We start from the raw sequence: 8,217 nt of genomic DNA, 5'->3' as shown, positions 1-8,217 counted from the left end.
CGCCTTCTGTACCAGACCGATACCGCACCCGATGTCCATGCCACGTCCGACCTTGATACGCGGCTGACCGCCCGTGCGCGGGTCGTTTTTGAAACAGGCCGCAGCCTGCGACTGGAAGATGAGGCCGGACAGGCCCTGTGGTTTCTCCACCTCATTCCCATGCCGCCACGCATGCTGATCGTCGGTGCGGTGCATATCGCGCAGGTGCTGGCCCCCATGGCGCAGACCACCGGATTCAGCGTGACGGTCATCGACCCTCGCACCCAGTTGGCAACCGCTGAACGTTTTCCCGGCATCACGCTGGAAACCGACTGGCCGGATGAAACGATGGCGCGACTGGGGGTGGATAACCAGACCGCCATCGTGACATTGACGCACGATGCCAAGCTGGATGATCCCACCTTGCAATATGCCCTGAATGGCGACGCCTTTTATATTGGCGCGCTGGGATCGCGCAAAACACAGGCATCGCGTGTCGAGCGACTGCGCGAAGCCGGTTTTTCCACCGAACAGATCGCCCGTATCCATGGTCCTGTCGGCCTTGCCATCGGGGCAGTGGGAGCAGCAGAAATTGCCCTGTCGATTCTGGCTGAAATCGTGGCCGTGCGCCACAATAAACCGCTGGGACGGATATCGGGCTGGACATGACGCGGGGCAGTTTGGGCATTGCCGCCATCGTACTGGCGGCAGGCTGTTCCAGCCGCACCGCCCCACTACACAAGCTGCTGACCCCCGATGCCACGGGCCTGCCCATGATTGCCCGCACCCTACGCGCCATCACCGCCAGCCGGGCCAACCCGGTGATTGTCGTGCTGGGACACCGCGCGGCCGAAATTCGGTCCGCCGCATCAACGGACATGCCAGCACAGAACGCCCCCCGTTTCATTACGGCACCCGACCATGCCTGCGGCCTGTCCCAGACATTGTCCGCAGGCATACACGCCGCCGGCACGTACCCGGCAGTGGCGGGGGCGCTGGTCTGTCTGGGGGACATGCCGCTGATCGGCACGGCCCTGATCGATCGCATGATCGACGCTTTCCTGACCGGTCCGGATCATCCTGGCGTGCTGCCCGTGCATGACGGCAGGCGCGGCAACCCGGTTCTGTGGAGCCGTAGCTTATTCCCTACCCTGATGCATCTGACGGGTGACCAGGGGGCACGTCCACTGATACGCCGGCATGAACCCGACATGCTGCGGGTTACGGCCGGACCGGAAATTACAGCAGACTTTGATACCCCGGCCCGACTGGCAGATTTCGCACGCTGTTTTACGGACGGTTGACCTCAGCCCCTGCCGGCGCAAAGAGAGAAGACAGGACATGCGGCCATCCGCGTGCCTGCAAACCAACCAGGATCAAGACATGAGCAAGATTATCCGTACCGAACCCAACGCTATCCTGTCCAAAGTGGTGGAATACCATGGTTTCCTGTTCACGCAGGGATTCGTGGCCCGCGACCTGTCCGCCGACGTCACGGCCCAGACCAAGGACATTCTGGCCCAGATTGACGCTGCGCTGGAACTGCACGGCACTGACAACACCCGCCTGCTGCAGGCCCAGATCTGGCTGAAGGACATCAATGACCGTGATGCGCTGAACGCGGTATGGGGCCCGTGGCTGCCCAAGGATGGCGCACCCGCGCGTGCCTGCGTCGAAGCCAAGATGGCCCACCCCGACGTACTGGTCGAAATCATGGTGATCGCTACCAAATAAGGCCGACGGGATGCGGGAAAGTCGGTTGATAAACATGTCACATTTTTGCAACTTTCCCGCTTCCCGAGAATCATTCCACTTATGTTCTCCCCTTTGATTTCTCACACATAAGCGATTGGAAAACAGGGAATAAATAGTCCGGATAAAGAATATATTCCTATTTTTCCTGTCAGATGAAGTTTTTGGGTGAAATATGCAGCGTTGCTGTTCATCCGCCACAGCGCAGGCTTGTCAGACTTGCAATGGGCTTGCTACTCGATGAACACGATGTGAGCGGGTTATCAGAGAATCACCCCAATGTGGTGGAGAGATTGCGGACAATGTGGATCAGAAACATGAAGCGTGGCGTTTTGCTTTCCGTTCTTGGTGCCACGTTCGGGTTCATGTTTTCGGAACAGGGACATGCCAGCACCACCCGGCATGTCAGCCATGTGCATCCTGCTGCCGCACATCATAGCACCACCCTGCACAACACCAGCTACCATCGCGTCACGCGTGCTACGCATGAACGTGGGCATGTCATCCAGTGCGTAGCCTTCGCCAAGTCGGCGTCGGATGTTGAAATCCGGGGCAATGCCGTTGACTGGTGGTACAAGGCTGCCGGGCGTTACGCCCGTGGTAATGCGCCGGAAGAAGGCAGTGTCCTGAACTTCCGCGGCACCCGTCGCATGCCACTCGGCCATGTGGCCGTTGTCCGTCAGGTCGTCAACAGCCGCACCATCGTCATTGACCAGTCCCATTGGGGGCAGCGCGGGATCAGCCGGGATGTTCCGGTGATTGACGTATCGCCCAACAATGACTGGTCGGCCGTGCGCGTGGCGCTGAACAGCCGTAACGGTGCGTTTGGCAGCATTTATCCGACCTATGGCTTCATCTACGCCCGACCCGATACGACATCGAACATGATGCTGAGCACCTATCAGAAAGCCATGCGCAACCCGCCCGTCATGGCGCGGGCTTCCGGTCACACGACAACGCGCCACAACAGCACGGAAGTGGCCGAAGCGCCCGAAGGCATCGTCGGTCACGCCTCCTCATCCCTTGCCTATACGGATGACGCACCGAATCGTTCCGTCCGGTAATCAAATAAAAGAGACTGTGGTCCTGTAATCAGGGCCGTCCGGCCCGGTGATAGGGATGCCCGGATGAAATGGCACGGGCACGGTAAAGCTGTTCCGCCAGCATGCCGCGCACCAGCATGTGCGGCCATGTCATCTTGCCCAGTGAAAGCGTATGATCGGCACGCTGCACCACAGCAGCGTCCAGCCCTTCCGCCCCGCCAATGACAAAGCACAGTGGGCGTGGTGTCTCGATCCACTGTTCTACCGCACGCGAAAAGGCCAGACTGTCATATGTCCGGCCCCCTTCATCCATGGCCACCACAATCGCGCGGTCGGGCAATGCGGCCAGGATCGCCTGCCCTTCCCTGCGCTTGATTTCATTGGGTGCGCCGCGCCCTTCCGGCAGTTCGACCAGCTTGATGCGCGGCGAAAGCCGGTTGGCATAACGATCAAACAGGTCGCGCTCCACCCGGTCCTTCATGCGCCCCACGGCAATCAGATGGAACACCGGTCAGTCCACCGGTGTTGCTGGCGCCTCCGGCGGGACATCCAGATCCGCGCCCCACATCCGTTCCAGACCGTACAGCGCACGCGCCTCCGCCTTGAACAGATGCACAACGATATCCCCCGCATCCAGCAGCACCCAGTCGGAACCGCTGGCCCCTTCGGTCCGCACGCGCTTGTGCCCGACCTCACCCAGCTTGCGATCGATATGGGCCGCCATGGCCGCGATCTGCCGGTCTGCGATACCCGTCGCGATCACCATCCGGTCGGCAAAGGATGCGCGCCCCGTCAGGTCGATGACCACGATATCCTCGGCCTTGTCATCTTCCAGACTGGTGGTGATGATTTCCAGAAACTGTTCCACGCGGGGGTCGGCTTCGCGCGTGTCAGTAGACACCGGGCCAGCCACGGCGGCCTTCTTGCGCGGCGTGCCTGGCACCTGCACGGCACTGCCCAATGACGCCGCGTTGACGCGTGGCTGTCCCGCGGAAAGGGTGCTGCCGGTCCGGCGCTTGGCGCCACTCTCGGCTGAAGGCTTCCTGGTTATGGCTGTTACTCCCGTCGGTGGCCGGAATTGGCCTGCGATGCACGTATTTGTGTTGCTGATATAGCGTTCTGCGGCGCGGGAAGAAAGACCCATGCCGGTGGCCTGCATGTAGCCAGTATGCCCGCCTGTCGTGCCGGTCGCCTCCAGCGCGCAAGCCTGCGGGCAATCTGACCGTGCAATGCGGCAGGATTATAGCCCGGTCGCGGCAGAATCGCGAGCGGAACCATACTTACGATATCCCGCCATCGCCGCCATCGTCCCATCTGCGCCAGCCCGTCCGCCCCCATCAGCCAGACAAACTGCACATGCGGGAAAAGCTGTTTCAGGCGGCGCAGCGTATCGACGGTGTACCGCGTACCGATCCGGCTTTCGATATCGGTCGCCAGCAACCCACGCCCCCGCACGCCATGTATCCGCGCGCGGACCAGCGCCAGTCGCTGCGACAGGGGCGCCATGCCCGCCACCGGCTTGAGCGGATTGCCCGGTGAAACAAGGAACCACACCTGATCCAGCCCAAGCTGCCGCAACGCACGGCAGGCAAGCTGGACATGGCCTTCATGCACCGGGTTGAACGAACCACCCAGCAGGCCGACACGCATATGCCGCCCGTCACCACAGGCAGGCAGGACATCACCCACGCCCGTCAGCAAGGATCAGAGCCGGACCTGTCCGGTGCCGATTACCTCGTACCGATAGGTTGTCAGCTGCTCCAGCCCGACCGGGCCACGGGCATGGAACCGTCCGGTGGCAATGCCGATTTCCGCACCAAACCCGAATTCCCCCCCGTCACAGAACTGGGTGGACGCATTCCACATGACCACGGCACTATCCGTTCCGTTCAGGAAGGTGGTCGCCGCCACCTCGTCTTCGGTCACGATCGCTTCGGTATGGGCGCTGCCGTAACGCGCGATATGGGCCAGCGCGTCTTCCACGCCATCCACCACGCCAACGGACAGAATCGCATCCAGCCATTCGGTGGCGAAATCATCCTCGGTCGCGGCAGGCAGGTCGGGCACGATGTCACGCGCGCGGGCATCGGCGCGGAACGTGCAGCCACGGGTGGCCAGATCCTCGATCAGGCCGGGCAGGATCTTGGGCGCAATCGCCTGGTCCACCAGCAGCGTCTCGGTCGCGCCACAGATGCCAGGACGGCGCAGCTTGGCGTTCAATACGATCCGCCGCGCCATTTCCAGATCAGCGGCGGCATGGACATAGGTGTGGCACAACCCTTCGGCATGGGCCAGCACCGGCACCCGCGCCTCGGCGCACACACGCTCGACCAGCGACTTGCCCCCACGGGGGATGATCAGGTCGATCAGGCCAGCCGCCCCCAGCATGGACGCAACATGCGCGCGGTCGGCGTCAGGCGGGATCTGCACGCATTCAACCGGCAGGCCAGCCGCCTTCAGCCCCGCCTGCATGGCGGCGTGAATGACGCGCGCGCTGCTCAGGCTATCCGACCCGCCGCGCAGGATCACGGCATTGCCGGACTTGATGCACAGGGCAGCCGCGTCAGCCCCCACATTGGGACGGCTTTCGTAAATCATGCCAATCACACCCACCGGGGTCGCAACGCGGCGGATGCGCAGGCCGTTGGGCCGGTCCCATTCCGCCATGACGTGGCCAACAGGGTCCGGCAGGCTGGCGACCTGTTCCAGTCCCTTCGCCATTGCCTCGACCCGTTCGGGGTTGAGCGTCAGCCGGTCACGGAAAGCCGCAGCCCCGGTAAAGGCCGCCACGTCACGCGCATTGGCCACCAGCAGTTCAGACTGGCTGGCGCGCAGGGCATCTGCGGCAGCCATCAGGGCCTTGTTGCGGGTTTCTGTCGTGCTGCGGGCCAGTACGCGACCTGCGCCGCGGGCAGCAATGGCCATGGCGCAGATCACGTCCGGCTGCGGTGCGTCGGCCCGCATGGGGGTTGCAACAGCCTGATCCATGATCCGTCACTCCTTACATACTATCGCTGAACGGGCACGACGCCCGTATCAGACGTTAAAGCGGAACAGCAGGACATCACCATCCTGCACCACGTAATCCCGCCCTTCGATCCGCAGCTTGCCCGCTTCACGCGCACCGGCTTCGCCATTGCAGGCAATATAGTCATCATATGCTATGGTTTCGCAGGCGATGAAGCCACGTTCGAAATCATTATGAATGACAGCTGCGGCCTGCGGGGCCTTGGTGCCTTCGGTAATGGTCCAGGCCCGCGTTTCCTTGGGTCCAACGGTGAAATAGGTGTTCAGGCCCAGCAGGCGGTAGCCAGCTGCGATCACGCGATCCAGCCCGCTATCCTTCAGGCCGAGACCTTCGAGGAATTCAACCCGGTCTTCCGCGCCAAGCTGGCTGACCTCGGCCTCGATCGCGGCAGAGACCACAACCATGGCTGCCCCTTCCGCTTCGGCGCGGGCACGGACGCGTTCGGAAAATTCATTACCTGTCGCAGCCGACCCTTCATCCACGTTGCACACGTACAGCACGGGCTTCGAGGTCATAAGCTGAAGGCGGCGCACCGCTTCTTCCTGCCCTGCCGGAATCGCCTCGCGCGCGGGCCGGCCTTCACGCAGGGCTTCGATCAGCGGTTCCATCAGTTCGACCTGCGCTGCGGCTTCACGGTCATTGCCACGCGCTTTTTTCTGCAGCGCCACAATCCGCTTTTCCAGCGATTCGAGGTCGGCCAGCATCAGTTCGGTCTCGATGATTTCCGCATCGCGGATGGGGTCAACGCCCCCTTCGACATGAGTGATGTCGTCATCTTCAAAACAGCGCAGGACGTGGATAATCGCATCCACCTCACGGATATTGGCCAGGAACTGATTACCCAGCCCTTCCCCGCGCGACGCACCACGCACAAGGCCCGCGATATCGACGAATTCAAGGCTGGTGGGCAGGATCTTCTGGGATTTGCCAATGCGCGCCAGATTGGCCAGCCGCGCATCCGGCACCGCGACACGGCCGACATTCGGCTCGATCGTGCAGAAGGGATAATTCGCGGCCTGTGCCGACGCCGTTTCCGTCAGGGCGTTGAACAGCGTGGATTTACCCACATTCGGCAGGCCCACGATGCCACAGTTAAAGCCCATACGCCCTTACTCCCCGGCCTGCGCGGCCATTCTTGTCATGAACAGTTCCGGCTTCCCGTCCGCCAGCAGCACGGCTTCATCAGCCAGCGTGTCAAGCATCGGGTCCAGCCACTCGCGGTCCGTGCGGGAGAAGTCGCCCAGCACATGGCCTGTCACACGCTCACGGCTGCCGGGATGCCCGATGCCCAGCCGTACGCGCCAGTATTCTTTCGTGCCCAGCATGCGGTCCATCGACCGCAGGCCGTTATGCCCTGCCGCCCCGCCGCCACGCTTTACGCGGATGCGCCCGGGCTCAAGGTCAAGTTCGTCATGGAATGCCGTAATGGCATCGGCTGGCAGCTTGTAGAAAGCGGCTGCCTGCTGAACGCTCTCGCCCGAGAGGTTCATATACGTCATGGGCTTGAGCAGCAGCACCTTGTGCCGACCGATCATCCCTTCCGCGATTTCACCCCGGAAGCGCTTCCGCCACGGGGCGAACCCGTGGCGGTCGGCAATCCGGTCCACCGCCATGAACCCGACATTGTGACGATTCCGGCTCATCCCCGTCTCGGGGTTACCAAGACCGGTCCAGAGCAGCATCGTTCATCCTCCTGTCAGGTGTGTGGCGGCGGGAGGGATCAGCCCTCGGCTTCGCCTTCGGCGGCTGCAGCGGCTTCGGCCTCTTCATCAACACTCGGCGGTGCGACGTTGGCGATCACGAAGTTATTGTCCTGCAGCACCGGGGTGACATGCTCCGTGCCCTTCAGGTCTTCCCAGCGCACGTTGTCGTGGAAGTCGAGCTTGGACAGGTCGGCGGTGAAGAATTCCGGAATGTTGGCCGGATCAACCACCACGTCCACCGTGTGGCGGACGATGTTCATCACACCACCGCGCTTCACACCGGGGGAAACTTCTTCACCCGTGAAGCGGACTTCCACTTCCACGTGCACCTTATGGCCAGCGGCCAGACGCTGGTAGTCAACATGCAGCGGCGCATCGGTCACCGGGTGCAGCTGGATCTCACGCAGCAGGGCGTGCACGGATGCGCCCCCTTCAACGGAGATGTCATAGATGCGCGAACGCCAGCCGGCCTTATGCAGCTCACGGTGCACGATACGGGGGTCAAGCGCGATCAGGATGGGTTCCTGGCCGCCGCCATAGATAACGCCGGGCACGTGGCCGGCACGCCTCGTTGCACGCGCTGCCCCCTTACCAGCCTTCGCGCGCGAAGAGACTTCGATCTTGGTGAATTTGGTCACTTGTTTGCTCCTGAAACACAAGCGCGCAGGCCTCCAGGGGTGCCAGCGCGTGCGCGGCGTTTAACGGAAAACCG

The 8,217-nt window shown here is 62.4% G+C and carries 11 protein-coding genes (1 of these 11 running past the window's edge); 4 read left to right on the top strand and 7 right to left on the bottom strand.

Features of this window, described 5'->3' with window-relative positions:
- From ACE2AA_RS13485 to ACE2AA_RS13470, 4 genes are all read left to right on the top strand, one after another.
- Positions 1-648 carry the 3' portion of an XdhC family protein gene (locus ACE2AA_RS13485; protein WP_395370118.1) on the top strand. 441 nt of this gene lie to the left of the window's left edge, so only the last 648 of its 1,089 coding nucleotides appear in the window; the start codon falls outside the window, past its left edge; it ends in the stop codon at positions 646-648.
- On the top strand, positions 645-1,283 hold the full coding sequence (locus tag ACE2AA_RS13480) for a nucleotidyltransferase family protein (RefSeq protein ID WP_395370116.1): 639 nt from the start codon (positions 645-647) through the stop codon (positions 1,281-1,283). The genes ACE2AA_RS13485 and ACE2AA_RS13480 overlap by 4 nt, the downstream gene beginning before the upstream one ends.
- Positions 1,284-1,362: 79 nt before the next feature.
- A complete protein-coding gene (locus ACE2AA_RS13475; protein ID WP_141261891.1) occupies positions 1,363-1,713 on the top strand; it encodes a RidA family protein in 351 nt (116 codons plus the stop codon).
- A gap of 320 nt (positions 1,714-2,033) precedes the next feature.
- Positions 2,034-2,795, top strand: a complete 762-nt coding sequence (locus tag ACE2AA_RS13470) for a CHAP domain-containing protein (RefSeq protein WP_193557703.1) — start codon at positions 2,034-2,036, stop codon at positions 2,793-2,795.
- 28 nt (positions 2,796-2,823) lie between these two features.
- Here the strand turns inward: ACE2AA_RS13470 and ACE2AA_RS13465 are convergent, their stop codons facing one another.
- The 7 genes from ACE2AA_RS13465 to ACE2AA_RS13435 all read right to left on the bottom strand — a co-directional run bounded on the left by ACE2AA_RS13465 (position 2,824) and on the right by ACE2AA_RS13435 (position 8,143).
- Positions 2,824-3,282: a 23S rRNA (pseudouridine(1915)-N(3))-methyltransferase RlmH gene (locus tag ACE2AA_RS13465; protein WP_141261890.1), complete on the bottom strand. Its 459-nt coding sequence runs from the start codon at positions 3,280-3,282 to the stop codon at positions 2,824-2,826.
- Positions 3,283-3,285: 3 nt separating this feature from the next.
- A complete protein-coding gene (gene rsfS, locus ACE2AA_RS13460) occupies positions 3,286-3,735 on the bottom strand; it encodes a ribosome silencing factor (RefSeq protein ID WP_141261889.1) in 450 nt (149 codons plus the stop codon).
- Between the two features lie 95 nt (positions 3,736-3,830).
- Positions 3,831-4,472, bottom strand: coding sequence for a nicotinate-nucleotide adenylyltransferase (locus ACE2AA_RS13455; protein ID WP_395372215.1), 642 nt, complete (start codon positions 4,470-4,472; stop codon positions 3,831-3,833).
- A gap of 6 nt (positions 4,473-4,478) precedes the next feature.
- Positions 4,479-5,738: a glutamate-5-semialdehyde dehydrogenase gene (locus ACE2AA_RS13450; RefSeq protein ID WP_395372214.1), complete on the bottom strand. Its 1,260-nt coding sequence runs from the start codon at positions 5,736-5,738 to the stop codon at positions 4,479-4,481.
- 72 nt (positions 5,739-5,810) lie between these two features.
- Positions 5,811-6,905: a redox-regulated ATPase YchF gene (ychF, locus tag ACE2AA_RS13445; RefSeq protein WP_141261887.1), complete on the bottom strand. Its 1,095-nt coding sequence runs from the start codon at positions 6,903-6,905 to the stop codon at positions 5,811-5,813.
- Between the two features lie 6 nt (positions 6,906-6,911).
- Positions 6,912-7,484, bottom strand: coding sequence for an aminoacyl-tRNA hydrolase (gene pth, locus ACE2AA_RS13440; RefSeq protein WP_141261886.1), 573 nt, complete (start codon positions 7,482-7,484; stop codon positions 6,912-6,914).
- A gap of 38 nt (positions 7,485-7,522) precedes the next feature.
- Complete coding sequence (locus ACE2AA_RS13435; RefSeq protein ID WP_141261885.1) at positions 7,523-8,143, bottom strand: 50S ribosomal protein L25/general stress protein Ctc; 621 nt, start codon at positions 8,141-8,143, stop codon at positions 7,523-7,525.
- Positions 8,144-8,217: the final 74 nt, after the last annotated feature.

The organism is Komagataeibacter diospyri, from assembly GCF_043995075.1.
GTDB classification, from domain to species: Bacteria; Pseudomonadota; Alphaproteobacteria; order Acetobacterales; family Acetobacteraceae; genus Komagataeibacter; species Komagataeibacter diospyri.
Note: the sequence above shows the minus strand (reverse complement) of the source record. Positions and strands in the feature narration are given on the sequence as shown.